This is a genomic window from Deinococcus hopiensis KR-140 (assembly GCF_900176165.1).
GTDB classification, from domain to species: Bacteria; Deinococcota; Deinococci; order Deinococcales; family Deinococcaceae; genus Deinococcus; species Deinococcus hopiensis.
Genome location: NZ_FWWU01000009.1, coordinates 1,892,864 through 1,918,547 on the forward strand (window position 1 = coordinate 1,892,864; position 25,684 = coordinate 1,918,547).

Annotated in this window: 21 protein-coding genes; 11 read left to right on the top strand and 10 right to left on the bottom strand. The window is 68.3% G+C overall.

Going from position 1 to position 25,684, the window contains the following annotated elements:
* Positions 1–5: 5 nt before the first annotated feature.
* A complete protein-coding gene (locus B9A95_RS22755; protein ID WP_245808443.1) occupies positions 6–317 on the top strand; it encodes a DUF448 domain-containing protein in 312 nt (103 codons plus the stop codon).
* A gap of 70 nt (positions 318–387) precedes the next feature.
* Complete coding sequence (gene infB, locus B9A95_RS22760) at positions 388–2,187, top strand: translation initiation factor IF-2 (protein WP_084049359.1); 1,800 nt, start codon at positions 388–390, stop codon at positions 2,185–2,187.
* Between the two features lie 203 nt (positions 2,188–2,390).
* Here infB and B9A95_RS22765 read toward each other — a convergent pair whose 3' ends face one another.
* Positions 2,391–2,873 carry a hypothetical protein gene (locus B9A95_RS22765; RefSeq protein ID WP_084049360.1) on the bottom strand — a complete coding sequence of 161 codons (483 nt, stop codon included), beginning with the start codon at positions 2,871–2,873 and terminating at the stop codon, positions 2,391–2,393.
* 355 nt (positions 2,874–3,228) lie between these two features.
* On the opposite strand from B9A95_RS22765, the gene B9A95_RS22770 reads away from it, so the two are divergent.
* Positions 3,229–6,663 carry a hypothetical protein gene (locus B9A95_RS22770; protein WP_084049361.1) on the top strand — a complete coding sequence of 1,145 codons (3,435 nt, stop codon included), beginning with the start codon at positions 3,229–3,231 and terminating at the stop codon, positions 6,661–6,663.
* Here B9A95_RS22770 and B9A95_RS32630 read toward each other — a convergent pair.
* A complete protein-coding gene (locus B9A95_RS32630; RefSeq protein WP_139806951.1) occupies positions 6,558–7,061 on the bottom strand; it encodes a hypothetical protein in 504 nt (167 codons plus the stop codon). The two genes, B9A95_RS22770 and B9A95_RS32630, sit on opposite strands and share 106 nt — an antisense overlap.
* Positions 7,019–7,204 carry a hypothetical protein gene (locus tag B9A95_RS34090; protein ID WP_170928752.1) on the bottom strand — a complete coding sequence of 62 codons (186 nt, stop codon included), beginning with the start codon at positions 7,202–7,204 and terminating at the stop codon, positions 7,019–7,021. Before B9A95_RS34090 ends, B9A95_RS32630 begins: the two co-directional genes overlap by 43 nt.
* Positions 7,205–7,761: 557 nt before the next feature.
* Here B9A95_RS34090 and B9A95_RS22780 point away from each other — a divergent pair.
* Together B9A95_RS22780 and secD are read left to right on the top strand one after the other, a co-directional pair.
* Positions 7,762–8,121: a hypothetical protein gene (locus B9A95_RS22780; RefSeq protein WP_170928753.1), complete on the top strand. Its 360-nt coding sequence runs from the start codon at positions 7,762–7,764 to the stop codon at positions 8,119–8,121.
* Between the two features lie 54 nt (positions 8,122–8,175).
* A complete protein-coding gene (gene secD, locus B9A95_RS22785) occupies positions 8,176–10,470 on the top strand; it encodes a protein translocase subunit SecD (RefSeq protein WP_084049363.1) in 2,295 nt (764 codons plus the stop codon).
* 329 nt (positions 10,471–10,799) lie between these two features.
* Here secD and B9A95_RS22790 read toward each other — a convergent pair whose 3' ends face one another.
* Together B9A95_RS22790 and B9A95_RS22795 are read right to left on the bottom strand one after the other, a co-directional pair.
* Entirely contained in the window at positions 10,800–11,372 is a 573-nt protein-coding gene (locus B9A95_RS22790) for a DUF1572 family protein (protein ID WP_084050921.1), read from the bottom strand.
* Positions 11,373–12,028: 656 nt separating this feature from the next.
* Entirely contained in the window at positions 12,029–12,316 is a 288-nt protein-coding gene (locus tag B9A95_RS22795; protein WP_084049364.1) for a hypothetical protein, read from the bottom strand.
* Between the two features lie 74 nt (positions 12,317–12,390).
* Here B9A95_RS22795 and B9A95_RS22800 point away from each other — a divergent pair, with 74 nt between their 5' ends.
* Complete coding sequence (locus tag B9A95_RS22800; RefSeq protein ID WP_084049365.1) at positions 12,391–13,608, top strand: saccharopine dehydrogenase family protein; 1,218 nt, start codon at positions 12,391–12,393, stop codon at positions 13,606–13,608.
* Positions 13,609–13,887: 279 nt separating this feature from the next.
* Here B9A95_RS22800 and B9A95_RS22805 read toward each other — a convergent pair whose 3' ends face one another.
* Together B9A95_RS22805 and B9A95_RS22810 are read right to left on the bottom strand one after the other, a co-directional pair.
* Complete coding sequence (locus B9A95_RS22805) at positions 13,888–14,529, bottom strand: hypothetical protein (RefSeq protein WP_139806952.1); 642 nt, start codon at positions 14,527–14,529, stop codon at positions 13,888–13,890.
* A gap of 160 nt (positions 14,530–14,689) precedes the next feature.
* Entirely contained in the window at positions 14,690–15,718 is a 1,029-nt protein-coding gene (locus tag B9A95_RS22810; RefSeq protein ID WP_084050922.1) for a PIN/TRAM domain-containing protein, read from the bottom strand.
* A gap of 145 nt (positions 15,719–15,863) precedes the next feature.
* Between B9A95_RS22810 and B9A95_RS22815 the strand changes: the two genes are divergently transcribed.
* The 4 genes from B9A95_RS22815 to dxs all read left to right on the top strand — a co-directional run bounded on the left by B9A95_RS22815 (position 15,864) and on the right by dxs (position 20,418).
* The gene (locus B9A95_RS22815) at positions 15,864–16,688 is read left to right on the top strand and encodes a hypothetical protein (protein ID WP_084049367.1); all 825 of its coding nucleotides are present in this window, start codon (positions 15,864–15,866) and stop codon (positions 16,686–16,688) included.
* 156 nt (positions 16,689–16,844) lie between these two features.
* Positions 16,845–17,519 carry a PspA/IM30 family protein gene (locus B9A95_RS22820; RefSeq protein WP_084049368.1) on the top strand — a complete coding sequence of 225 codons (675 nt, stop codon included), beginning with the start codon at positions 16,845–16,847 and terminating at the stop codon, positions 17,517–17,519.
* A 212-nt stretch (positions 17,520–17,731) separates the two neighbouring features.
* Positions 17,732–18,403: a hypothetical protein gene (locus B9A95_RS22825; protein ID WP_170928754.1), complete on the top strand. Its 672-nt coding sequence runs from the start codon at positions 17,732–17,734 to the stop codon at positions 18,401–18,403.
* 86 nt (positions 18,404–18,489) lie between these two features.
* Positions 18,490–20,418: a 1-deoxy-D-xylulose-5-phosphate synthase gene (gene dxs, locus B9A95_RS22830; protein ID WP_084049370.1), complete on the top strand. Its 1,929-nt coding sequence runs from the start codon at positions 18,490–18,492 to the stop codon at positions 20,416–20,418.
* A gap of 65 nt (positions 20,419–20,483) precedes the next feature.
* On the opposite strand, the gene B9A95_RS22835 is transcribed toward dxs, so the two are convergent.
* Positions 20,484–21,767 (bottom strand): glutamate-5-semialdehyde dehydrogenase, encoded by a 1,284-nt coding sequence (locus B9A95_RS22835; RefSeq protein WP_084049371.1) that lies wholly within the window; start codon positions 21,765–21,767, stop codon positions 20,484–20,486.
* 371 nt (positions 21,768–22,138) lie between these two features.
* Between B9A95_RS22835 and B9A95_RS22840 the strand changes: the two genes are divergently transcribed.
* Complete coding sequence (locus B9A95_RS22840) at positions 22,139–22,489, top strand: hypothetical protein (RefSeq protein WP_084049372.1); 351 nt, start codon at positions 22,139–22,141, stop codon at positions 22,487–22,489.
* Here B9A95_RS22840 and proB read toward each other — a convergent pair.
* Positions 22,462–23,553: a glutamate 5-kinase gene (proB, locus tag B9A95_RS22845; protein WP_084049373.1), complete on the bottom strand. Its 1,092-nt coding sequence runs from the start codon at positions 23,551–23,553 to the stop codon at positions 22,462–22,464. The two genes, B9A95_RS22840 and proB, sit on opposite strands and share 28 nt — an antisense overlap.
* Positions 23,554–24,052: 499 nt before the next feature.
* The gene (gene tilS, locus B9A95_RS22850; protein WP_084049374.1) at positions 24,053–25,666 is read right to left on the bottom strand and encodes a tRNA lysidine(34) synthetase TilS; all 1,614 of its coding nucleotides are present in this window, start codon (positions 25,664–25,666) and stop codon (positions 24,053–24,055) included.
* Between the last annotated feature and the right edge of the window lie 18 nt (positions 25,667–25,684).

Genomic DNA, 25,684 nt, shown 5'->3' on the forward strand with positions numbered 1-25,684 from the left:
CCCACGTGAGCGCTGCGCCCACCTCCATCCCTTCCCTGCGTCCTGGCCCTGAACGGCCCAACTCGGCAGGGCACAGTCCCGAGCGGACCTGCGTGGCCTGCCGCCGCAAACGGGTCCAGAGCGAGTTCGTCCGCGTGACCCGCGCGCCGGAAGGCTGGCAGGTGCGGGGCGGTTCCCGAACGGGACGCGGGGCCTACGTCTGCGCCGACTCGCCCGAGTGCTGGGCGGAAAAGCGGCTGCGGCGGGCCTTTCGGAGCGAGGCGGGAGCGGTCAGCGCCCAACTCCACAGTTTGAAAACCCCCACGGATCAATCATGACCCAGTGACCTCTAACCGCCGCGCCCCCACTCCTGGGAGCCACACCCGGCGGACCTCACCGGAGGAAAGCATGTCGAAAGTTCGGATTTACTCGCTCGCCAAAGACCTTGGCGTGGACAACAACAAGATGCTGGAAATCCTCGACGGCCTCGGCGTCTCGTACAAGAGCGTGAGCAGCACCATTGAGGAAGACACCGTGGACTTGATCCGCGAGATCCTGGCGGCGGAGGCGGCGGAAGCGGCCCCCGCATCGGCGCAAGCTCCCGCCGCGCCGATGGCCCCGGCACAGGCGGAGACGCAAGCTGCGCCCACCCCGGTCTCCACGGCGACGGCCACCGCAGAGCGCGAACCTGCCGCCGCCCCGGAAGTGCCCCACCGCGCGCCCGTCGTCACGATCATGGGCCACGTGGACCACGGCAAGACCAGCCTGCTGGACTACATCCGCAAGACCAAGGTGGCGGCCAAGGAAGCGGGCGGCATCACCCAGCACGTCGGTGCCTTCGAGGCGCAGACCAGCAAGGGCCGCATCGTGTTTATCGACACGCCCGGGCACGAGGCGTTTACCACCATTCGCGCCCGTGGGGCGAACGTGGCCGACATCGCCATCATCGTGATCGCCGCCGACGACTCGCTGATGCCCCAGACCCGCGAGGCCATCGCCCACGCGCAGGCCGCCAAGGTGCCCATGATCGTGGCGATCAACAAGGTGGACCTGCCGCAGGCGGACGCCGACCGCGTGAAGACAGACCTGACACAGCTCAACCTCGTGCCCGAGGAGTACGGTGGCGACCTCGTGGTCGTGCCCGTCAGTGCCAAGACTGGCGAGGGCGTCGAGGACCTGCTGGAGTACATCTCGCTGACCGCCGAGCTCGAAGACCTGCGGGCGGATCCCAAGGGTCCCTTCAGCGGCGTGATCATCGAGAGCCGCGTGGACCGTCAGGCGGGCGTACTCGCCACCGTGATGGTGCAGGAAGGCACGCTGCACGTGGGCGACTTCCTGGTCGTGGGCGAGAACTACGGCAAGATCAAGGCGATGACCGACAGCGGCGGCGGGCGCATCAAGGAGGCCGGGCCCAGCACTCCCGTTCAGATCCTGGGCTTCAGCGAGGCGCCTTCCAGCGGCGAGCAGGTCGCCAGCGCGAAGAACGAGCACGCGGCGCGCGAAGTCATCGCGCAGCGCGCGAGTAACCGCCGCGATGTGGAAAACGCCCGCATCCAGCGCAAAAAGACCCTGGAAGAGATGATGGGGCCGCTGGGCGAGACCCGCACGGTCAACCTGATTCTGCGTGCCGACACGCAGGGAAGCCTGGAGGCCATTCAGGGCATCCTGGCCCGCAAGGAAACCGACGAGGTCAAGATCAACGTGCTGCTGGCCGGGATCGGTTCGCCCACGGAGGGCGACGTGCTCCTGGCGAGCACCGCGGAGGCCACCATCTTGTGCTTCAGTGTGACGGCGGCAGGCGGCGTCAAGAAGATGGCCGAGACCAAGGGCATCGATCTCAAGAGCTTCCGCATCATCTACGAGATGATCGACGAGGTGGACCGCCTGCTGCGCGGCACCATCGAGCCGGTGTTCGAGGAGCGCTTCCTGGGCCGCGCCGAGGTCCGCATGGTGATCCGCCACCCCAAGAGCGGCAATATCGCTGGGTCTTACGTCACCAACGGCATGTTCAAGCGCAACGCAAAGGCGAAGGTCACGCGCGGCAAGGAAGTCGTGTACCAGGGCACCATCGTGGGGCTCAAGCGCTTCAAGGACGACGTCCGCGAGGTGCAAACCGGCTTCGAGTGCGGTATCAACCTCGACTGGAACGACGTTCTGGAGGGCGACATCATCGAGGCCAGCGAGATGGTGGAGGTTGAGCAGGCGTAGTCAGCAACAAGAGGGGGGCGGCCTTTCCCACACCGGGAAAGGCCGCCCCCCTCTTGTTGCTCGGACCTTGTACGGGTTCCTTCTGTTTCGCAAACCCACCGGGAAAGCACCGTTTTGCCAACTTCACGCCCGAAACCCTTTTTTCTGCTTCTCGTATCCCCCCGTCTTCAAGCCTTCCGCGAATGATTCAAACGGAGTCCGTGTTACCAGTTGCCGATAAAGACCCAGACCGACTGCAACTTGATGGCGTACAGGGGCAGGGCGTACATCTGGTATTCGATCAGCGTCTTGCCGTTGCCGAAGTTCTTGTACGCCGTGGCTGCGCCGTTGTCCATCATGTACTGGGCAGACTCCCCGAGACCCTGGGCAGCCTTGACTTTCACGATGCCGGAAGCCATGTCCTGCATCCAGGACAGGTCGTTGCCGCGCATCGCGTAAATCTCAATCCAGGCGTTCGCAGGCAGGGGATGACCAGCCTTGGCAAAGCTCTTCTTGATGTAGGTCACGGCTTCCCGGTACTGGCTGCCGCAGACCGTTCCCAGTTTGGGGCTGAGGGGCACGCCCCCCTTGAGCATGTAACCAGGCTTGACCGGGCAAGCGAAGCCCGTACTGGACAGGCCCAGGGCACCGAGGGCCAGCAGACTAAGGAGGCGGGCAGCGGGGGCGGAAAACGACTTGGAAAACATGCAGAACCTCCGAGAAAGGGATGGGCGGTGGGCAGCGGCCCGGGAAGGACCCGAACTTGCTCTGGGTTCACTGTAGGAGGAGCCCCCCTCGTTTCCCGGCCTGCGAGCGCGCCCTCAGGCCCGTTTCCTGTTGCACGTTCTGCAACGCAAACCTCGTGGCCCCCCTGTTGCAGAACGTGCAACGGCAAGCACCTCCCCTCTCCCGCGAACGGCAGGGAAGGGAGCGCCGCGAAAACCTACGCTGACGGACGACCGTGAATTCAGAAGAGACAGCAACCATCGGGCGGCGCCGCGGAGGCAACAGGGCAGGAAGGGAGGCGGGGCGTCTGGAATGCGGCCTGGCGTACAATGACCCATGTCCGAACTGCTGCACCTCCGGCGACTGGTCGCGCGGGGCCGGGGAACCACGCTCGTCCTGTGCGGTCCGGCGGGCATCGGCAAAACGCACGCGGCGACGGCCCTGCTGGGCACGTTGCCCTGCCGCACGGTCCGGGTACCAGCCGACGCGGCGCTGGCCGCCCTGTTCCGCATGACGCCCACCTCTCCCCGGGAACCGGCGTGGGTGGCGGGCGTGCAGCGTCGTCTGGAAGCTGGAGACGGCGTGCCTCCCGCCCAGGCCGCGGCGGCGCTGCACGCCCGGCTGAAGCTGCACCTGCCTGCCGTGCTGGTGGCCGATCACCTGCACCGCTGCACGCCCGCCGGGCTGGACTTCTGGCAGGCCCTGGGCGAACTGGTGCGCGGCAGCAAGGGGCTGGGGCTGCTGGCACTCACGCGGACCCAGGCGCCCGAGGGCTGGACCGCCATAAATGTCGAACCGCTCTGTCCAGAAGAGAGCGCGGCGCTGGTGGGGAGCGCGCTGGGCAGCGACGCCCCCGGTCCCCTGCACGACTGGCTCTACGGGCGGGCGCAGGGACACCCGCTGTACACGCTGGAACTGCTGCGCCACCTTCAGCGGCAGGGCGCGGTGCAGGTACTGGAAGGCCGGGTTCGCTGGAAGACCCCCGAGCGCGAGAGCCTGCCGCCCACGCTCGAAGGCCTGGTCCGTTCGCTGCTGCCGCCCCAGCCTGGGAGAGCGTTGTGGCGGGCGCTGGCCGCCCTGCTGCTCACCGGTCGGGCGGGGGAGGAAGACGGCACGGCGGAACTCACCGCCCTGGGTCTGATCCGGAACGGGCAGCCCAGCCATCCGCTGTACGGCGACGCACTGCTGCCGCTGATTCCGCCGGGGGTCCTCTCGGAAACGCTGGAGCACGTGTCGCAGGCGGACCGGCTAAACGATCCCCTGCGCGCCGCGAGGTTGCTGGACCGGGTGACGGTGCCGGACGAGGTGGCCCGGCGGATTCTGGAGGCGGCAGCCCGGCGGGCGGGAGAGCGGGGCGACTCCCGGCAGGCGGCGGAGCACTGGGAACGGCTGGCGCAGATCGCGCCACCCGCGGAAGCCTGGCCGGTCCTGTGGGCTGCGTCAAAGGAGCTGAGCGGCGGCGGCACGCTCTACGGCGAACGCAGCCGAGACCTGGCCCGGCGGTCTCTGGAACAGCGCCGGGCGGCGGGTGGCCCCGAGGTCACCCTGGACGAGTGGCGCTGGATGATGACGCTCCAGGCCGCCGTGGGCGCTTCCCCAGAGGAGCTGCTCGCCGAGGTGCCAGAGCGGTGGCACGCCGAACTGCGCGATCACGACCAGTTGGAGCGGGTCATCTTCGCCGACAAAGGGGACCACACCCAGGGCGTGGCGCTGTGGGAGGCCCTGCCACAGCGCCTGCAAGAGGCGGCAAACGGCAAGGTGCTGCTGAAGTACGGCACAGGCCTGTTTCTGCAACTCCGACTGGACGAGGCGGAGGTGGTGCTGAAGCGGGCACTGGAACGCATCGATACGCCTTACGACCGCTGCATCGCCCTGAACAACCTCGCGCTGGTTCCGCTGTACCGGGGCGAATTCCACGCGGCGCAGGCGCTGCTGGAAACCATGTACCGGGAGGCACAGGGCAACCCCAACGCCGCGCAGCGGGCCGAGACAGGGTATCTGGCCCTCGGCAACCTGGCGATGGCCCTGGAGCGCACGGGGGAGGTTCGCCGCGCGTTGGAGACGGGGCGGCAGATTCTGGCGGAAAGTACGCGGTTCCTCAGCCCCAACAACCACTACCGAATCCTGAGCCAGGTGGGCCAGCACCTCACGACCCTGGGCGAGTTCACGGCCGCCCAGGGCACGCTGATGGAAGCCCACGACCTGCACCCGTACGTCATGCAACCCTTCCGGCACGTCGTGCTGGTGGACCTGATCAACCTGTATTTCCTGTGGCAAACCGAGGCGTCTGTGCCCCTGCTGGCGCATTTCACCGCGCAGCTGGAAGAATTGATCCAGGGGGTGCCCGACGTGCAGGTGTTTCAGCCGCTGTGCGTGATTGCCCAGGGCCTGGCGGCCTCCGGCCAGCCCACCCTCGCCTCGGTCTATGCGGACCGGGCCGCCGCCACCGCACAGGCGCTGAATATGACCCAGGGCTTTCCCCTGGTGGCCTGGGTCCGGAGTCTGATTCACGCCGAGGAGGGCGCCGGACCCGCCGCCGCACAGGTGGCCCGCGAAGCGCAGCGTCTGGCTGCCGAAAGCGGAGACACCTACAAGGCCGAGGAGTACGCGCTGTGGGCCGCCCTCTTCGCGCGCGACGGGGCGGAATTGGAGGCGGTTGCCGGGCGGTTGGCGGAGCGGGAATACCACGGCGTCGTCCACGCTGTCCGTTCACGCTGGCAGGCGGAGCGGGCCGCGTCCACCGTTCCCGACGCTCAAACGTGGGCTTCCCTGCAGGTGCTGGGAGACGTGCGCGTCTGGACCGCGAGCGGACAGCCTTACACCTCCCGCCCGGGGCGCGCGCTGCTCGCGCTGCTGCTGTGTGCGCGCCTGACAGGCGAGGACGGCCTGAGCCAGACGGACGTGCTGGAGGCGCTGTTTCCGGAGCGCGAAGAGGCGGCGGCGCGTCAGGCACTGCGGCGGTTGCTCACCCGCCTGCGCTCGGCGCTGGGACCCGGGAGCGTTGTCACGTCGGGCGACCGGCTTCTGCTGGGCCACGTGCAGAGCGACGCCGAGCTGTTCTTGCAGACTGGAGACCCCGGCCTCTGGCGCGGCCCCTTCCTGGGCGACGAGCCGCCGGGCGAGCACACGGAGGCCGCCCACGCCCTGCTGCTGACCCGGCTGGAGGGCCTGACCGAAGCCAGCCTGGAGACTGCGCCGGAAACCGCCGAACGGCTGGCCGCACTGCTGTGCCGCTGGGAACCCTACGAAACGCGGCTGCTCGCGCTGCTGCTGCGGGCCCACGACGCCGCGGGGCACCCGAGGCAGGCGGGAGCTGCCTACCGCCGCGCCTGGAACAGCTTCGCGGAGGTGGGGCAGGTTCTTCCACCAAGCTGGCAGGCCTTTCTGGCCGAGCACGCGGCGCGCACAGCCACCCCTGCCCTCGTGGCGCTGTCGGGCGGTGCGGCCGGCGGCACCGTCTCGGCCGCGCGTCAGGCCCGCGCCCTGCAGGTCCACCGCTCCACGGTGCTGCGCTGGCAAAAGGGCGAGACCCGGCGACCCGGTCAACCCGGACGGCCTGGCCGCCTTCCGGCGGAAGCGCTGGAGCGGCTGCGGCAGGTGCTGGGGCGACCGCCGCAGGACGCCGGCGTGGAAGCCGGGGCGTGGTCCCTGGCCCACATCGCCGATTACGTGGAGGCGCAATACGGGGTGCGCCTGAGCCGCGCGCAACTGTCGCGCCTGCTGCGCCGGGAGCCAGGAGCGGTGGCGGAAGCACGCGCCCTCAACGGTTGAAGGGCTGCTCGTTGACCAGGTGAAAGGGTGGAGGTTTGGGCAGCGCGGTGGCCTTCCTGCCCGCGCTCGGCCTGCAGGCTCTTCACGGCGCCTCTTGGCCGCCAGCCCACCCCGGCGAGCAGCAGCACGGTCAGGATCCAGGCCGTCGCCGCGCTCAGGCCCGGCCGGGGCGGCAGTTTCTGAGCCGGGGCGGCGCAACCACGCAGGAAAGCCCCAGGCCGGGCCTGAGCGCCAGCCAGCAGCGCGAGCGACGCGAGCAGCAAGTGGGCGCTAAACAGCTTCACAGGCACGTCGTAAAAGAGGTTCAGGGCGAACACGTTGGTCATGGTGACGGCGGCGATCAGCGCGCCCAGCGTCACCGTCCGGCGGTGCAGCAGCGCGGGCAAGGCCTCGGCCACACCGCCACGATCTGGTGGCCGGGACTGGCCGCCATCAAGCGCCACAGCAGGCCAATTGGGCTGGAATTGCCGTAGGGCGTTTCGAGTTGACGGGAGGAGAGCAGACCAAACTGCCCGAAATTGAATTTCGCCGGACCGGACACCGTCAGCCAACAGACCAGCGCGGTTCGCAGGCCACGGCTCGGCAGGTCCAGGTGGAGGCGGTGCGGGATGCGGCTGCGTTGTCAGGCGGTCCACAGCGTTCCGCCGGTCAGGGACGCCAGCAGCGCAAAGGCCCAGTTGAAGGAGGTGTCGCCGCTGCCCGTCATGGTGTAGGGCAGCAGGGATGAGCCGAACAGCAGGCGGTACGGGGGGTCAGCGGCGGCAAAGCGCTGTTCGTCCAGGCTGGACCCCAGCAGGGGTTGCCCACCGATCAGGAAGTACAGCCCCAGGTACAGGGTGCCGAAATTGAGCAGCCATCATCTGCGCCACAGGGACCGAGCGACAGGGGTGGGGGCAGCTTCCGTGACCGAAGGAGGCCGAATCGTCACGCCCGCCACTGTGCTGCAGCTTCCCGGTCGGCGAAGCCGCAAGTGAGGCCCCAGGACTTCAAGAAAGAGGCCCGGCTCCCTCTCATCCCGGGTGCTCTGCTATCCTGTAGCGCCCTGCCGCACCGCCCCTCCCCCACGGACTGCTGAGAGCGGTGCACGGCTCCATCCCTATGCCCCAGCCCTCCCTGCCCCGTTCCCCCGCCCTGTCCCTGTGGCGGGCGCGGCTGCTGGCGTGGCCGGGGACCTTGATGCTGTTGTCGGTCCTGGCCGTACTGCTGGGCCAACAGCTCCACCTGGGCGACGGGGTGGGCCCCCGCATCACGGCGGGCAGCGTCGCCCCAGCCCTGCCCGAGGTACGCCCCACGCCGCAGCCCTTGCCGGGACCTGGCCTACTGGCTGGCACACCGCCCGAACCCCTGCGCCTGCCCCGCCTCCACACCGAGCCGAAAGCGGGGCAGGTCCTGTGGACCGCGCCCCACCTTCCCCGTACCCTGGCCCTCCTGGGCAGGCGGCAGACCGACGGTGGCTGAGGCGTCAACGCGCTGCCCCCTGCCCTCCGCCTTCTGCTTCCTTGGAGTTCATCTGTGACGCACAACAACCCCAACCGCAACAACCGAAACCGCCGTCCGCCTCCCCGGCGCGCGGCCCCGGCGAGCCAGCCCCAGGCCTGGACGGGCCTGCTGCTGCTGCTCGCGCTGCTTGCCAGCCTGCTGTATGTGTGGCGCCCCTGGGAACACCGGGACAACCCGTGGACGCTGTGGAGCGACAAGTACCAGTTCATGACGCTGGGCCTGGACCTCAAGGGCGGTCTGCGCGTGGAACTTGCGCCCGAGAGCGGCAAGGCCACCGGCGACGAACTCGAGCGCGTCAAGACCGTGATTGAGAACCGGATCAACGCCCTCGGCGTGGCTGAGCCCACCGTCACCGTGGTGGGTGGCCGCCGCGTGGTGGTGGAGATTCCCGGCGCGACGCCCGCGGTGCAAAAGCGGGCGCTCGACATTATCGGGCAGACAGCACGCCTGGAATTCCGCATCGTGAATCAGAGCGCGAAGCCCGATCCGCAGCTGGCGCAGCAGAACAAGCGCTCGGGTGGCTACAAGCTCTCGGACCTCGGCCCGGTGGAAGCCACCGGCGAGGTTATTCAGAACGCGCAGGCCGCGCTCGACCCCAATGGACGCGGTTGGGTGGTGACCTTCCAGAACACGGACAAGGGCTCCAAGACCTTCGGCGACTTTACCGGCAAGAGCGTGGGCCGCCTGATGGCCGTGGTGCTCGACGATCAGATCCAGTCGGTGGCGACGATCCAGCAACGCCTCTTCCGTGACGTACAGATCACCGGTTCCTTTGACTCGGAGGAAGCCAGCCAGCTGGCCCTGGTGCTGAAGTCCGGCGCGCTGCCCATCAAGATCAAGACCGAGGCGCAGCAGTCCATCGGGCCGACGCTGGGTGCCGACGCCATTCGCAGCGGCGCGGTTGCCGCCCTGGTGGGCATCGGGCTGGTCTTCGGCATGCTGTTCCTGTACTACGGCTTCTGGTTTGGCCTGGTGGCCGCGCTGGGGCTGCTGTTTTCCATCATTATCATCATGGGCATGCTGGGCGGCTTCGGAGCCACCCTGACGCTCCCAGGCATCGCGGGCCTGGTCTTGACCATCGGCGCGGCCATCGACGGCAACGTGATTTCCTTCGAGCGCATCAAGGAGGAGATGAAGCGCGGCAAGGGCATGCGGGGTGCAATTGGCGCAGGCTACGAGCACTCCACCGCCGCCATTCTGGACGTGAACGCCTCGCACTTGCTCTCGGCGCTGGCGCTGTACAACTACTCCACCGGCCCTGTGAAGGGCTTTGCCGTCACGCTGATTATCGGTGTGTTGGCCTCCACCTTCTCAAACCTCGTGTTTGCCAAGTGGGGCCTGCAGTGGCTCGCCAAACTGCGCCCGAATGCCAGCGCGCCCACCCGCATCGGCAAGACGAACCTCAACTTCATGAAGGCCGCGCCCATCGTCACCACCACCAGCGTGCTGCTCGCGCTGATTGGAGCGGGGATCGTGGGCACGCACGGCCTGAACTACGGGGTGGACTTCAAGTCGGGCACCACCCTCACGGTCCGCACCGCCACCGACACCACGCCCGAGCAGATGCGCGCCGCCGTGACGGGCGCGGGCGTGACCCACGTCACGGCGCAGAGCGCCACCATCCAGCGCAACGTGACGCCAGGTCAGAGCGGCAGCCAGTACACCGTGAAGGTGCCGGAACTGAGCCGCACCGACACCGAGCAGCTCAGCGCGGCCATTGCCAAAGTCCCCGGGGCTGAGGTGCAGTCCTCGGAAACCGTCGGTCCCGCCGTCGGGCGTGAGCTGACCGACAAGACCATCAAGGCCGTGGTGCTGGGTCTGGCGCTGATCCTGATCTACGTGGGATTCCGTTTCGACTTCATCATGGGCCTGGGGTCCATCCTGGCCGCCATTCACGACGTGGCCATCGCCATGGGCCTCTTTAGCCTGCTGGGCCTGGAGTTCACGGTGGCGACGGTGGCGGCGCTGCTCACATTGATTGGCTACTCGCTCAACGACTCCATCATCGTCTCAGACCGCATCCGCGAGAACCTGCGGGAAATGCGTGGGCGGCCCTACCGCGAAATCGTGAACACGTCCATCAACCAGACGCTCTCGCGCACAGTGATGACTTCCGTGAGCACCATGCTGCCGCTGCTGAGCCTGCTGATTTTCGGCGGCCCGGTGCTGCGCGACTTCTCGCTGATTCTGCTGATCGGCATCCTGGTAGGCACCTACTCCTCGATCTACATCGTCGCGCCAATGGTGGTGTACCTGGAGGAATGGCAGGCCAAGCGGCGGGGGACGGCGGGGGCGGTCAAGGCGTAGGAACCAGCGTCCACCGGCCAATCGCCCAAAAAAACCAGTTTCTTTTTGACCCTCTCCCCCCGTGGGAGAGGGACTTGCTTGGCCAGGGGTGAGGGGGCCCGCGGTGGGTAACATCAGCCAAGGAGAAGGGGACCCTGACACAGACCATCTCAAGTGAAGGGAAAAGCCCAGGGCTGATAGGGACTGGGGTTCATCCGTGATGAGACAGTGGGCCAACCCGAGCGGACGTGCAACGCTGCGCCGCAGAGCGAGCAGGAAAAGCGGTGACGGAGAGGCGTGGAAGCGCCGGAGCCGAGGGGATGGAACGGATGATGCGGAAACCGTATGACTCAAGATTGGGATGAGGGGGGCTGCTCTGCGTGCCGCACCTGCATCTCCGCGTTAAAGGCCGCCGAGCCGCCGCGCGGGACGCTGAGGGTCTGCCAGTTCTCGCCGCGCAGGGTCTTGGCGAGCAGCACGAGTTGGTAGACGTGACCACTGTAGTGGGCCACCTGGCGCTGAATGGCCGCGAGGACCGTGTGCGTCTCGTGCCGGATGGTCAGGGTGCGCGTCAGGTCCTCGGGGTTCAGGGCGTCGAGCGCGGCCAGGAATGTGCTCCAGCCCTCCTGCCAGCGGGCGAGCAGGGCCCCTCCAGAAAGCCCGCCTTCCTCGAACTCGGCGTCGCGGTTGCGGCCCGGGGCCTCGCCGTCCACGCCTTCGCGGTAGCCGCCCCGCAGCGCTCCCCATCGCGACTCCATGTTTCCGGCCAGGTGCTGTACGAGGACAGCCGCCGAGTTCCCGCCGGGCGAGAGGACGCGGTGCCAGTCCTCGCTGTGCAACTGCGTGAGCGCGCCCTCGCCCAGGCGCTTGACCCCACACATCCGCTCGCGGGTGTCGGTGAGGTAGAGGTCTCCCAGGATCATGGCGTGAGCGTACCCTAACGGAGAGAGCGGCACAACGCGCTCCCCGTCAGCAGCGCTGCGCCGCCGCACCTCGCTCCGGTCCACTTCTCCCTCCTTGAACCGGTGGGCCACGGAAGCGTTCGCTTCCGGTCACCGCTGAACCCACCGCACCCGTCCTGGGACAGCGGCTTCGACCCTGCTGATCCTGCGACGTGAACTGCTGGGGAACGGGCCCGTTCAGCTTCAGGAACTGCGTCTGCCCGGTCCCATGACGCCGGACGGGTCACAGAGCGCCCTGGGTCACACCCCCGTCGGCGGGAAGGCGGTGCGCCAGAGCGCGACCGGGTTGCCCGAGTCCCACGCTGCGCCGGAAGACGACCGCGGGAAGAGGGGGGGAGGTACGCGCTGTGGCACGAGGCCCATGCCCGGGGCGAGGCCGGTGACTTCGCCCTGTCTGCCGCCGAGGCCGTGCAGGCGCTGGAGGACACGGCGAGCGAACCCTAGCGCATTTGTCCGAATGGGGCGCGGTGGGTGGAAGGGCAGCCCTCACGGCGCCCCTTTCTCCCCCATGCGCATTCCGGTTCGCTCGCCGGGCCCGGTCAAAAAGAAGCCCGCACGTTGACCCATGTGCTCAGCGCCGTACGCTTTCGGCAAGAGCAACTGGAAGTAACGGTCACTCAGGGCCGCACCCGGAACACCCGCCCACCCTCCACCCTGACGACCGCGCTGGCCCCGGCGTCTTTGACCTCCACCTCGCAGCCCTGCACCCCTCCCGGCAATGGACGCTTGACCAATTCGGCGCAACCCACGGTATAGGTCACGCCAGCCGAAAGGCCTGACTTCTGCGCCGCCCGCAGGGCCTCGCGTCCGTATTCCCGGGCGGCGCGGCCCTGCCACGCGAAGGCCGCCACCATGATCATCACGCCCGCGACGAAGGCCAGCAGGATCAGCCCAAAGCTCCGCATATGACCAGCAGGTTATCTCGCCTCACAGGAGGCAGGTGACCCGCCCCACGCCCCAGCCGTTACACTGACCCCCGATGAGCAAGGTCATGATTATCGGAGCGGGCGGCGTCGGTAACGTCGTCGCCAAGAAGTGCGCCCAGAACGACAGCGTCTTCACGGAAGTGCTGCTCGCCAGCCGCACGGTAAGCAAGTGCGACAAGATCGTCGCAGAGATTGGGGAACACTTCCCGGAGAGCAAGGCCAGATTCACCACGGCGGCGGTGGACGCGGACAACGTGCCCGAACTCGCCGCCCTGATCCGCGAATTTGGTCCCGAACTCGTCATCAATGTGGCCCTGCCCTACCAGGACCTTACGATCATGGACGCCTGCCTGGAAACGGGCGTGCATTACCTCGACACCGCCAACTATGAGCCGAGGGACGTGGCGAAGTTCGAGTATTCCTGGCAGTGGGCCTACAGAGAGCGCTTCGAGCAAGCGGGCCTGATGGCGCTGCTGGGCTGCGGTTTCGATCCCGGCGCGACGAACGTGTTCACCGCCCACCACGCCAAGCACCACTTCTCTGAAATCCATTACCTCGACGTCGTGGACTGCAACAACGGCAACCACGGCAAGGCCTTCGCCACGAACTTCAACCCGGAAATCAACATCCGCGAGATCACCGCGAATGGCCGCTACTGGGAAAACGGCGAGTGGGTGGAGACGCAGCCCCTGGAAATCGCTCAGGACATCTACTATCCCAAAGTCGCCACCCGCAAGAGCTTTGTGCTGTACCACGAGGAACTCGAATCGCTGGTGGTCAATTTCCCCACCATCAAGCGCGCGCGCTTCTGGATGACCTTCGGGGAGCAGTACATCAAGCACCTCTCGGTGCTGGAAGGCGTGGGCATGACGAGCATCGAGCCCATCAACTTCCGGGGCCTGCAGATCGCCCCCATCGAGTTTCTCAAGGCCGTGCTGCCCGCGCCCGAGTCGCTGGCAGCAGGTTACACCGGGCAGACGTGCATCGGCGTACAGGCCAAGGGGATCGGCAAGGACGGGCAGCAGCGCGTCCACTTCGTCTACAACGTCAAAGACCACGCCGAATGCTTCCGCGAGGTGCAGGCCCAGGGCGTGTCGTACACCACGGGCGTGCCCGCGATGATCGGCGCGATGCTGATGCTCCAGAAGAAATGGTTCAAGGCGGGCGTCTACAACGTGGAGGAGTTCGATCCCGATCCCTTCATCGCCGCGATGAACGCGTGGGGCCTGCCCGTGGACGAGCTGGCGGGCATCGAGCTGGTCAAGGACTGAAGTTTAGAGCAGTGGCCCGAATGGCGCCGCGCGTGGAGGGGCAGCCCTCACGGCGCCCCATTCTCCCCCATGCGCATTTCGCTCGCCGGGCCCAGTCAAAAAGAAGCCCACACGCCGACACCTGCGCTAGACACAGGAGGGCGGTCAGGTCACGAAACATCCGACCGCCTTCTTCCTGCCCGGCCTATTCCAACTCCAGCCCCGGCTTCTCCGCGCGGGCTTCCAAAAAGCGCTGCTGCGTTTCCCAGGCGCGGCGGGCAGCCGCGCCTGGGTACCCGTTCAGGCCGGGAATCTCGCGCACCTGCTCCAGGGCGCGCTCCAGTTCGGCTTCCAGTTCGGCAGGGTCGCGCTCTCCCGGGGGCTGCGCCTTCCAGGCCCGGACCCCGTTTCGGGAAGGTGGTGCCGCAGGCTCTGCCCCGCATCGAAGGCGCGGCGGGCGTGGCCCCCTCCCGGCGCGCCTCCGCCTCGGCCGCCCGCTTCCAGGTCTTCTGCCGTCACGAGCACCTCGCCCGCCAGCGCGGAGGGCAGGCCCCGGCACAGGTGGCGCACATCGAGCGAGGGCAACACCTCGGCGTCCGTTCCCGCGGGCAGGGGATGCGGAGCGTCCTGGGGCGGGAGGGCAGCGGCCAGATCAGGCACTTCTATCCGTCCCGCTGGCCCCTGGAAGGCCACCAGCAGCAGCGCCAGGGCGGCCAAGCCGGGGACCAGGCACATCCCGGCCGAGCCGCCGAACACACCGCTGATCGCCACCGCGGGGACCAGCAGGGCCGCCACGCGCGGCGCTTCCTTGGACTCCAGCGCAGCGGGCAGCTTGGCCGCGGTTCGGGGATCGCCGAGCAGCAGGTACGCGGCCAGGGCGGCGAGCAGCAGCAGCACGGACAGGGCGGTCAGCACGTTCCCGTTGCCAAAAACGAGGCCCAAAACGAGCAGCGGAACCAGCAGCGCGAACAGCGACGCCACACGCGGTGCGCGCTTGCGGCGTCGCCGGGGCCCGGAACGGGCGCGGCTGGGGGGGCTCCCAACCCAGCGGGGCGTTGCCGGCCTGCCGCCTTTTGCCCATCAAAATCCCGGTGCGCTCCGGCTACGCTGCGTCACTCTTCTCCACCTTGGCAAAAATCATGCGCCCCACGTTGGTCTGCACGTTGTTCACCACCTGCACCCTCGTGGGCTTGCCCCGGAACTTCAGGCCGTCTTCCACGATCACCATGGTGCCGTCTTCGAGGTACCCGACGCCCTGGCCCTGCTGCTGGCCGCCCTTGGTGACCGTGATGGTGAGCACGTCGCCCGCCTGCGCTTGGGGCCTCAGGGCCACCGCCGCGGCGTGGATGCTCAGCACCTCCAGGCCGTGCAGCCGGGCGATCTTGCCCAGGTTGCCGTCATTGGTGAGCAGCTTGCCGCCCGTCTCGCGGGCCAGCCGCAACAACTTGTCGTCCACAGTAGGCAGGGCCGGGTCGTCCCAGTCCTCAATGGTCAGGGGGCGCAGTTCGCGCAGCTCCTCGAGCACGCTCAAACCGCGCTTGCCCCTGGTGCGCTTCTGGGCGTCGCCGTGGTCCGAGAGCAGCTGCAGCTCGCGCAGCACGAAGCCCGGCACGACGAGACTGCCCTCCAGAAAGCCGGCACGGGCCAGCTCGACGATGCGCCCGTCGATAATCACGTTGCTGTCCAGAATCTTGCTGCCGGGTTTGCGGCGCACCTGCGGAGCGGTGAGAAAACCGAAGAACTCGGCGTTGCGGACCGCGAAGGGCACGAAGAAGGCGGCGAGCACCAGGGTGACGGCCACGCTCCAGACCCAGGTGTAAAAGGGCAGGCTCCGCAGCAGGTTGCCCAGCAGCACGCTAAGCAGCAGCGCCACCAGCAGCCCCGAGGTGGCGGCCGCCACCGTGCGGGGCGAGAGGCCGGCGTACCACCGGCCAAAACGCGACACTTCCCGCAGCCAAAAGCGCTCAGCGCGGGCGGCCAGGAGGGAAGCCGCCAGAGCCCCGGCCAGCATCAGGCTCAGGGTGTTGACCCAGCCCATCTCTGGGTTCACGCTTCCCCGACCCAGTTGCTGCCCCACGCCCCAGCCCAGGCCGAGCCCGAGAAGCATGATCAGCAGCCGAAAGGAAAGCACGCCCCCGAGTGTACCCGAGAGTCCCGGCAGGGCGTGCGGACTGGGTGCCATTTCCCTACAGATGGGGCGCGGGGCCATGAGGAATCTGACGGCTTCATGTGGCCTTCAAAGTTGGCGCTCATGCACGGCCTTTAGGATGCGGGCCATGTCTGCATTTCCGAAGGCCGTTCGTGCCGCGAGCCTTGCGCTCACCTGTCTCCTCGGCGTGGCCGCCGCCCAGGGGGCCGCACCGGCCACGCCAGCTCCAGCGGCGGCCACCCCGGCCAAGGCTGCCGCCAACACCCCTGTGTCGGGAACAACCAGCCGCGCCGCAAGCAGCGTGGCCATCGAGGTCAGCGCCGCCGTGAAGGGCCAGATCGTCTCGTGCCCGGGAACCCTGAAGGTGGGTCCCGCCGCCGTATGCCTGTACGTCAAGGCCAGCCCCGCGAGCGTGCGGCCCCTCATCCGCGCGAAGCTTGGTGCACGGGCTCTGGGCGACTGGAAGACGACGGGCAAGGCGAGTTCGCTTCTGGTGGGGGCTGCGCCCGGCGGAGCGGTAAGCGCTTACGTGCTGCTGGCTCCCCTGACCGAGGCCGAGACCCTGCTTGTTGTCGACGCGGCTCCAACTGTACCCGCCGCGCAGGTCAAGGGAGGCGCACGCCCGGCCACCCCCGCTGGGACCGTAAAGGGTCAGCCCTACGTGCTGGGGCGTGACCTGGCAGGTGTGGTGAACGTTTCGGCCCTGGGTGGCGGCAAGTTCCGCCTTAGCCGCGCGGGAGGCGACACGCTGACCGTCACGGCGGGCCAGAAGACGGCCCAGATGCGGGGCGGCACCGTCGAGCTGCCCCTGGCACCCACCACCGACGGCACAAACCTGATCCTGCCCCTGGCCGCTCTACGCGCCCTGGGCTGCACCCTGACGCCGGCGGGCAGCAGCGTGACGGTGGCCTGCGGGGCTGAGAGCGTGGGTCTCAAACCCATCGTCTTCTGATCCAGCCGCAAAGGCGGGGGAGAGGGGGGGCTCTCCCCCGCCTTTGCGGCTGATCCCAGGCCCCTGGCCAGGCTTTAGGTCCCCTTGAGAATAGGGCGGGCGGGGAACCTACGGGGCGGGCGGTACGTAATCATGACCCGTAAGGAGGCATTACCCATGACCATTCTCGATCGTCTCTCCCGTCTGCTACGCGCCAACGTCAACGACCTGATTTCCAAGGCCGAGGACCCCGAAAAGATCATCAACCAGGCCCTGCTCGACATGCGCTCCGCCTACGGCGAGGCGAGGAGCGAGGTGGCCGACGCCATGACCCAGGTGGCCCGGCTGGAGCGCGAGGCGGGCACCAACCGCAAGCTGTCCGAGGAATACAACAAGAAGGCCGAGGAGGCCTTGCGCGGCGGCAGCGAGGACCTGGCCCGAGAGGCGCTGCGCCGCGCCCAAAACCACAAGGACCTCGCCAGGGGCTTTGAGGACCAGATCGGCGTGCAGCGCAGCACCGTGGACCAGCTGCGGACCCAGCTGCGCGCTTTGGAAGCCAAGATCGACGAGATGGAGTCCAAAAAGACCCTGCTCGCCGCTCGGCAAAAGACCGCCCAGGCCGGAGCCACGCTGGACCGCGTCAGCGGCTTTGACAAGGCGGGCGGCGCGACGAACGCCTTCGAGGATATGGAGCGCAAGGTATCGGGCATGGAAGACCGCAACCGCGCCATGACCGAACTGCGCGAACAGGGCGACATCGATGCGCAACTCAAGGACCTCGGCCGTGACCGCGACCTTGACGACGCGATGGCCGCCCTCAAGGCGCGCGTGCAGGGCGACAAGCAGGGCTAAAACCTCACCTACCCTCTGGGAAGGGCGCACCACGCGCCCTTTTCGCCGTTCTGGTGCCGCTCAGGTGGCCGCTTTTCTCCCTGGTCCTGACGGAAATCACGCGCAGCGGGGCTGGCGACGCTCTTTGCCCGGGGAGAAGGTGCCCGAGTGGTCAGGCCAACTTCAGGATTGCTGACAGAATAGAGGCCATGCTGCACCCTACCCTGAAGCCCATGCGAGGCCGCACTGCCTGTCTGCTGCTCCTGCTGCCCGCCCTACTGCTCGGGGCCTGCGCGCCCGCCACCAAGAATCCAGATGCTGTCAGCGCCCGCACCAGCGTTTCGCAGGTGTCCTTCTACCCCCGCGAATCGGGCCTGGCCTGGTCGTACCTGCCCGAGGGCGAGCGCGCGGGCGGCATCCCCTACACGCTGCGGGCGTTGGGGCCCACCGTATTCGCCGGTCAGTCGGTGCTCGCCTTTGAACTGACCGGGCGCGGCGCGGACCAGACCTGGTACCGCCAGATCAGCGCAGGCGGCGTGCAGCTGCTGGGCTTTCGCAAGCCCGGCGTGACCGTCCGCCTCGAACCGGCCTGGACCGAGGGCCCCGCCGAAAGTGCCTGGCGGGTGGGCTTGGCTTGGGAGGGCAGCAGCAAGATCACGCTGACCAGCGACGACGGCAAGGTGCAGGCGCAGGGCACGCTGCGCTACCGCTACGACGTGCAAGACCGCCGCCGGGTCACCACCCCCGCCGGGACCTTCGACGTGTGGGTGGTGACCCGGCAGATCAGTGACGACGTGGGCGGCCTCTTTCCCAAAGCGCAGCAGGTGTGGTTTATGCCCTTTGTGGGTGATGTCCGCACCCCCGAGGGCCTGCTGCTCACGTCCCGCAACTTTGGAGGGACGTAAGACATGGCCCCGCTGGCCTACGCTGGGGCCATGCGCCGCTCCTGCACGCCCCGCTTCGCCCACCAAGCACGTCCGGGAGGCCCGTCATGAGTAGATCCAGCGAGAAGTCCAGCCCGGCCGCGCCCTCCTCGGAACTGGTCTGCGCCAGTCCCACCCCCCTGCTGGATACGGTGAACAGTCCCGAAGACCTCAAGCGCCTCGCCCGGGAGGCGTTGCCGCAACTCTCGGCTGAACTGCGCGACGAGATCGTGCGGGTCTGCTCTGTGGGCGGGCTGCACCTCGCTTCCTCGCTGGGGGCCACAGACCTGATCGTCGCGCTGCACTACGTGCTCAACAGTCCCCGGGACCGCATCCTCTTCGATGTGGGCCACCAGGCCTACGCCCACAAGATGCTCACGGGCCGCCGCCACCAGATGCATACGGTCAAGAAGGAAGGCGGGTTGTCGGGCTTTACCAAGGTGGGCGAGTCCGAACACGACGCGATTACGGTGGGCCACGCGAGCACCAGCCTGGCGAACGCGCTGGGCATGGCGCTCGCGAGGGACGCCCAGGGCCAGGATTACAAGGTGGTGGCCGTGATTGGCGACGGCTCGCTGACGGGCGGCATGGCGCTCGCCGCGCTGAACACCATCGGGGACCTGGGCCGGAAGATGCTGATCGTCCTGAACGACAACGAGATGAGCATCTCGGAGAACGTCGGCGCGATGAGCAAATTCATGCGCGGCTTGCAGGTGCAGAAGTGGTTTCAGGAGGGTGAGGAGGCGGGCAAGAAGGCCGTGCAGGCGGTGAGCAAGCCGCTCGCCGATTTCATGAGCCGCGCCAAGAGCTCCACCCGCCACTTCTTCGACCCGGCGAGCGTGAACCCCTTCGCCACCATGGGTGTGCGCTACGTCGGCCCGGTGGACGGCCACAACGTGCAGGAACTGGTCTGGCTGATAGAGCGGCTCTCGGACCTTGACGGTCCCACGATCCTCCACGTGGTCACCACGAAAGGCAAGGGCCTGAGCTACGCCGAGGCCGATCCCATCAAGTGGCACGGTCCGGCCAAATTCGATCCGGCGACGGGCCGCTCCACACCCAGCCACGCCTACTCGTGGAGCAGCGCCTTTGGGGACGCCGTGACCGAACTGGCCGCCGCGGACCCCCGCACCTTCGTGATCACCCCCGCCATGCGCGAGGGCAGCGGCCTAGTGCACTACAGCGAGGTCCACCCCCACCGCTACCTGGATGTGGGGATCGCTGAGGACGTGGCCGTCACCACCGCCGCCGGGATGGCGCTGCGCGGAATGCGGCCCATCGTGGCGATCTATTCCACCTTCCTGCAGCGGGCCTACGATCAGGTGCTGCACGACGTGGCGCTGGAGAACCTGGGCGTCACCTTCGCCATTGACCGGGGCGGTGTGGTGGGGGCGGACGGGGCGACGCACAACGGTGTATTCGACCTGAGCTTCCTGCGCTCCATTCCCAACGTGCGGATTGGGCTTCCGAAAGACGCCGCCGAGTTACGGGGGATGCTGAAGTACGCGCAGGAAAACCCCGGTCCCTTCGCCATCCGCTACCCTCGCGGCAACACCACCCGCGTTCCCGAGGGCACCTGGCCGGAGCTGGAATGGGGGAAGTGGGAATGGACGCAGGAAGGCAATGACGTGGTCATCCTGGCGGGCGGCAAGGGGCTGGAATACGCCCTGCGCGCCGCAAAGGACCTGCCCGGCGTGGGCGTCGTCAACGCCCGCTTCGTCAAACCGCTGGATGAGGTGATGCTGCGCGGGGCAGCTTCTACCGCCCGTGCGATCATCACGGTGGAGGACAACACCGTGGTGGGCGGTTTTGGAAGCGCCGTGCTGGAAGCGCTGAGCGGCATGGGCCTGCGCACCCCCGTGCGTGTGCTGGGCATTCCCGACGAGTTTCAGGAACACGCGACGGTGGAAAGCGTCCACGCCCGCGCCGGGATGGACGTGGCAGCCATTCGGACCGTCCTGGCAGAGCTCGGCGTAGACGTCCCGCTGGAGGTGTAGGCGGGACAGCAAAGGGAGAAGGGCGAGTACAGAATGCCTCGCCCTTCTCCCTTTGGCTCCGCACCCTAGCCCCGCACCTGCCCCTCCCCCACCACCACCCACTTCGTCGTGGTGAGTTCCGAGAGGCCCATTGGTCCCCGCGCGTGGAGCTTTTGCGTGCTGATCGCCACCTCGGCCCCCAGCCCGAGTTGCCCACCGTCGTTGAAGCGGGGGCTGGCGTTGACCATCACGGCGGCGCTATCCACGTCCGCCACAAAGCGCTCGGCCTGGGCTGGATCGCGGGTCAGGATCACGTCGGTGTGGTTGCCGTGAGCAGCGATGAAATCCAGCGCCTCTTCCAAACCGGAAACGGTGCGAATGCTGGCAATGAGGGCCAAAAATTCGGTGCCGTAATCGGTTTCAGTGGCGGATGCGGCCTCCAGCCCGACGGCCTTCAATGCGGCGAGAGCGGGCGGATCGGCCCGCAGAACCACGCCCCGTTCCAGCAGCGGGCGCACGAGTTCCGGCAAGGCGGGCAGGGCGGCCTCGTGGATCAGCAGGGTGTCGAGGGCATTGCAGGCGCTCGGCTTCTGCACCTTGGCGTTGAGGATGATGCCTGCGGCCTTGGCCACGTCCTCCGGCACGCGGGTAAAGCTCCCGTCCACGTAGATGTGAACCACGCCGATGCCACCAACGATGACGGGTACGGTGGCGTTTTCCACGCAGTAGCGGTGCAGGGCCGCCCCACCACGCGGAATGATGGCGTCCACCAGATCGTCGAGGCGCAGGAGTTCTCGCATCCGCTCGCGGGCAGAATCACGGATGACCTGCACCGCGTCTCCCGGTAGGCCCTCGGCGGTCAGGGCCGCGCGGATGGCCTCTTCGAGGGCCGTATTGCTGTGGACCGTCTCTTTGCCGCCACGCAGAATGGCCGCGTTGCCGCTCATGAGCGCCAGCGCCGCCACGTCCACCGTCACGTTGGGACGGCTCTCGTAGATCACGCCCAGCACGCCGAGGGGCACGCGGCGGCGCGAGACGCGGATGCCGCTGGGCTGCACCTCCTCGGGGGTGGTCTGGCCCACGGGATCGGGCAGAGCGGCCACGGCCTCCACGTCCCGGGCAATGGCGGCGAGGGCGGGGGCGTCGAGGCGCAGGCGGGCCACCATCGGTTCGGGGAGTCCAGCCTGTTCAGCGGCCTGCACGTCCCGCGCGTTGGCCGCCAGGATCACGGCCTCGCGGGCCCGCAACTCCCGCGCGATGGCGCCCAGCGCCGCCGCCTTGCGCGCGGTGGGCAGGGAACGCAGAACGCGCGCCGACGCCCGTGCGCGAGCGGCCTGGTCACGGACGGTCAGGGCTTCCGTGGTCGTCATGGAGGCAGGGTAGCAGGGACAGGGGGGCAGCGAAGAGGGGCGTGTAGAGGACACCCAGCCGACCTTGACCCAGTCCACAAGGGTGAGGTGAAGGCAACGGAGCGGCGCCACCCAAAGCCGGTGATTTCAGGACCGGCAAGCTGACCGGTATGCAGCGCGGGGTTCGCCTGTGGCGACGATGGTCGGTTTTCTCCTGTGGGGCGCGGATTCGGTCCAGACGGACCTTATCAAGCAGTGGGTGAGTGGCGTCACGACCCCCGCGGTTCGGGAGACAGCGCGAACGGCCGGAGCGTCAAGCAGGCCCTGGGCGAGACTGACACCAGGGCTACGGCGGCAACAGCAACGCCTGGGCCCTGGCCTCCAAGAACGGCGTGGTTCATTCCATCGCGGTCAGCTTCAGGCAACCCGTGTACGCCACCGCCGTCCTCGTCCGCAAGACCTACGGCAACGGCGCCGCGACCAAGGTCTTCGCCGTAGACACCCTGGACGGGGGCCATCAGGTCTGGGCCGATTTGACCCAGCCCAACCCCACGGTCAACTCCACCGCCACCCTTCCCAAGGCGAGGTGCCAGGTCAAATCGGCCAGAATCATGGTCGGTCCCAACCACGGCATCGGCACACACGAGGAAATCGGCGCGGTGCAGCTGCACCGCCCAGAGTCGGTCCCCCGGCGTCATCCCAACGGCAGGCCACCTTACAACCGCACCAGATCGTCCCGGTGAACGGCTTCAGAGCCGTAGGTAAAGCCCAGCAGGCCCTCGATCTCTCGGGAGTGGTGCCCGGCGATGCGGACCAGATCGGCCGCGTGGTACCGGGTCAGGCCTCGGGCGATCTCCGCGCCGTCCGGCCCGAGGAGGCGCACGGTCTGACCGCGCTTGAATTCTCCCTCCACAGCGCGAATTCCGGCAGGCAGCAGGCTGCCGCCCCGCTCGCGCACCGCCTGTGCCGCGCCCTCATCCAGGGTGATACGCCCCGCAGCGATCTCGGCGAGAATCCAGCGCTTGCGCGCCTCCAGCCGGGAACCGTGCGCCAGAAAACGGGTGCCCAGCGCCTCGCCGACCACGATGCGGGCGAGGGCGTGCTCAGCGTCTCCGGGTGCGACCACCACCGGCGTCCCCGCACGGGTGGCGATCTCGGCAGCCTGAATCTTGGTGTGCATGCCGCCTGTGCCCCGGTGGCTGCCCGCGCCGCCTGCGAGTGCCCAGACCTCGGGCGTCACGCGCTCCACGACGGGAATTAGGGTGGCGTCCGGGCGAATGCGCGGATCGGCGGTGTACAGGCCGGGCGCGTCGGTCAGGATGACGAGCAGGTCCGCCTCCACCAGGTTGGCGACAAAGGCTGACAGGGTGTCGTTGTCGCCCACCTTCAGCTGTCCCGTCGCCACCGCGTCATTCTCGTTGATGATCGGCAGTACGCCGCGCGACAGGCAGCCGCCCAGGGTGGTGCGGGCGTTGAGGTAACGCGTGCGGTCCCGAAAGTCGTCGGCGGTCAGAAGCACCTGCGCCACGGCCACCCCATACAAGTCCGCAATGCTGGCGTACAGGTGCATCAGGCGGCCCTGACCGACGGCGGCAAGCAGCTGTTTTTCCGCCAGCGTCCGGTCACGCGGGGGAAAGCGCAACGCCTCCCACCCGGCCAGGACCGCGCCACTGCTGACGAGCACCACCTCGTGCCCGGCCTCGCGCACGGCGGCCATGTCGCGCAGCAGGTCCACCAGCCGGGGCCGGTGCAGCCGGTCTGTTCCGGCGGAGAGGACGCTGGTGCCGAGCTTCAGGACGACGCGCATGGCATTCAGGATACGGGCGGACGCGAGGGCTGCGTGCCGCCCCGCCTATGCACAACTCTTTCAGGCGGACAGACGAGAAGCTGACGCGGATGGGACCTTGGGCACGGCGGGCTTCACCCTCACGTGACGGGCGGCTGACGAAGGGGACGGAGATTGGTGGCAGGCACGGGCGTCCCCACCCTTCTCTCCAGGAGCTTCATATGCGCGCCACCCTGTTTCTCGCTGCTCTTCTGGTCTTCGCCGCCGTCTCAGTGTTGAGCGGCTGGATGCTCGGTCTCTTCGCCGCACTGACAGGGCTGCTGCTGCTCGCCGTCGCGCGGGCCGGTCGGGGCCGCAGGCGGAGCGGCTCGTCGGCGAGCAGCACTGGCGGTTCCAACTTCTGGTCGGCGAGCGACACCTCCGGCAGCGACTGGAACGGTGCAGAGTCGGGCAGTTGCGATTCGGGTGGCGGAGACAGCGGAGGCGGAGGCGACTGCGGAGGGGGGGCGGAGAGTAGGCTCTACCGCTCCCGCAACGCCCGGAAGGCCCGCCGCAACAGCCGCGCCGCCTCCGCCGCCCGCACGCCCCCCTGCACCGTCGGAACATGCCCCCACGAGGAGGCCAGCAGGTCCGTGACGCCGCCGAGGGCGCCCGCTTTCGGATTGGAGGCGCCGTAGACGATGTGACCCACCCGGGACTCCAGCGCCGCCCCCAGGCACATCGGGCAGGGTTCCAACGTCACGACGAGGGTGCAAGCTGTGAGATACGGGGTACCGAGGACAGCGGCAGCCTCCCGAAGCGCCGCGAGTTCGGCGTGCCGAGTCATATCCCCGCACCCGCGGCTGGTGTTGCGGCCCCGCCCGATTACCTCGCCCCTGGGGCCGAGGACCACCGCGCCTACGGGCACCTCGCTGAGTGCGGCGGCCTCATGGGCCAGGGCCAGGGCCTGGCCCATCGCGGCGTGCAGGGGGTCTTCGGGCACGCCCGCCACCTCGCGCGCGCCCTCCGCCCACAGGGGAGGATTCAGGCCCACCCACTGCACCGCGTCACCATGGGCGAGCAGGGGCAGGCGGTCCCGTTCCTCCCGGGGGATTTTGGCGTCGGTCAGCACGTCGCTGAGCTTGCGGGTGCCACCGGGGAGGCGCACCCGGTCTCCCGGTTGCCGGGCACGGAGGGTCCACCCGTCCGGAAGGGAAAAGTCGGGCGTGGGCCAACGCTGGGCGTGGAGGTGCAACCTTCCCCCTGAGGCCGTCACGTGCCGCGCCCCGGGCAAGGTAACGTGCGCCGTTTTCCCCGCCCCGAGCGCCCCCGCCAACCGCTCGACATGTTCTGTGTGGTAGGGCACCTTCGCCTCCCCCAGCACCTGGGCGACGGACCGACGCAAGACGGCGCTCGGCTGTCCCCCGCGCGGAACGTGGGCCGTCAGACGCGAGGCGAGCGCGCTCAGGGCCTCATCGTCTTCGCGCGCGAGGGCGGCGAGGCGGACGAGCGAGGCCTCCAAGCCCGGATACCGCGCACGCAGCACGGGTATCACCGCCGTTCGCAGCCAGGCCCGCGTCTGGGCTGGATCGGCGTTGGTGGGGTCCTCGCGCCAGTCGTGACCGAGGGCGCGCAGGAAGGCTTCGATCTCCGAGCGGGGTACAGCCAACCAGGGGCGGTGAACGCGGCCCCGGGTAGGCGGAATACCGCTCAGGACCGCCTCACCGCGCAGCAATTCCATCAGGACAGTCTCGGCCTGATCGCGCCCCGTATGCGCAGTGAGGATGGCTGAGGCCTCATGCCCCTTTGCCATGCGTCCCAGAAACTCATAGCGCACGCGCCGGGCGGCGTCCTCCAGATTCCAGCCACGACGAGCGGCGACGGCGGCCACATCCACGCGTGTGGACTCGAAAGGGACCCCCAGCCGAGCGGCGAGCGCCTCCACCCAAACCGCGTCCTCCCCAGATTCAGGGCGCAGGGCATGGTCCAGATGGGCCACCACGGGTTTGACGTCTGCCAGGAGCAGTGCGCGCAGCAGGGCCACACTGTCCGCACCGCCCGACACGCCCACCACCACCCGCTGCCCCAGATAGGCGGCGAGGGGCAAGAGCAGCGCCGGGGGCCGGGAGTCCGTGGGAACGCGCACGGGCCGCATTGTAGAGGCCGCCGTAGA